This is a genomic window from Bacillus sp. AY3-1 (assembly GCF_008368785.1).
Classification (GTDB): domain Bacteria; phylum Bacillota; class Bacilli; order Bacillales; family Bacillaceae_G; genus Bacillus_A; species Bacillus_A wiedmannii.
In genome coordinates, this window is sequence record NZ_QORZ01000035.1 from 1 (window position 1) to 1,078 (window position 1,078).

At 35.5% G+C, this 1,078-nt stretch carries 1 protein-coding gene and 1 rRNA gene; one reads left to right on the forward strand and one right to left on the reverse strand.

Features of this window, described 5'->3' with window-relative positions; all coding sequences use genetic code 11:
• Positions 1 to 107 (reverse strand): 16S ribosomal RNA (locus DN389_RS27020); the annotation flags it as partial.
• A 399-nt stretch (positions 108 to 506) separates the two neighbouring features.
• On the opposite strand from DN389_RS27020, the gene DN389_RS27025 reads away from it, so the two are divergent.
• Positions 507 to 863 (forward strand): YgzB family protein, encoded by a 357-nt coding sequence (locus DN389_RS27025; protein ID WP_000025063.1) that lies wholly within the window; start codon positions 507 to 509, stop codon positions 861 to 863.
• Positions 864 to 1,078: the final 215 nt, after the last annotated feature.

Sequence of the window (1,078 nt, forward strand, 5' to 3'; positions counted from 1 at the left end):
TCCGCCGCTAACTTCTTGAGAGCAAGCTCTCAATCCATTCGCTCGACTTGCATGTATTAGGCACGCCGCCAGCGTTCATCCTGAGCCAGGATCAAACTCTCCAATAAAGTTAGTTTGTCTAGCATCTAAAAATAAAAATTGACGTTTCACGTTGTTTGTTTCGTTCAGTTTTCAAAGAACTACTCGGTCGCTCATTTGCGACTTCCTTATGTTAACATCTTCGTTTTTCAATGTCAACTAAGTTTTTCATTTCTTTTTTGCCGCGTTCTGCGTTTCCGCATCAGCGACGGTTATTAATATATCATGCAGTAGATAAGGGGTCAATACTTTTCATAAAAAAATTTCACATCCCGTTAAAATCTTAAAACCATGTTCCAAAAACCATTATAGTCTCCCTTCACTCTGCATCATACTCCATATCTCATATCTTATCGGTTTATCACGTTTACGAACGAGTGAACATTCTAAATTTTATGTTATATTATTATTATAGGAGTGTGATGCAAATGAGCATTAAGTATTCGAACAAAATCAATAAAATCCGGACCTTTGCATTAAGTTTAGTATTTATCGGCCTCTTCATTGCATACTTAGGTGTCTTTTTCCGTGAAAACATTATTATTATGACAACATTTATGATGGTTGGCTTTTTAGCTGTTATCGCTAGTACTGTCGTTTACTTTTGGATTGGCATGTTATCTACTAAAACTGTACAAATTATTTGTCCAAGCTGCGATAAGCCGACCAAAATGCTCGGTCGTGTCGACGCCTGTATGCATTGCAACCAACCTTTAACAATGGATCGAAATCTAGAAGGAAAAGAATTTGATGAGAAATATAATAAGAAGAGCTATAAATCATAGGCATATATAGGTACAATGTGCCCTTACAAAACTAAACGTTAAAAGGTGATTTCTTAACACAGAAATCACCTTTTGTATTTATCTTTAATTAAATTAGGTTCTTCACTGAACGTTTTAAATCCTCCTGAACCTAACGTAATTCCCATATATAATAAAGAAAGAGGAAACGTCTCCCTCTTTCTTTATTATATATTACGCCTTATGACACTCTGGAC

Excerpts from the sequence above, each read along its gene's own strand:
- DN389_RS27025 (WP_000025063.1), top strand. The coding sequence starts at position 507 with ATGAGCATTAAGTATTCGAACAAAATCAATAAAATCCGGACCTTTGCA.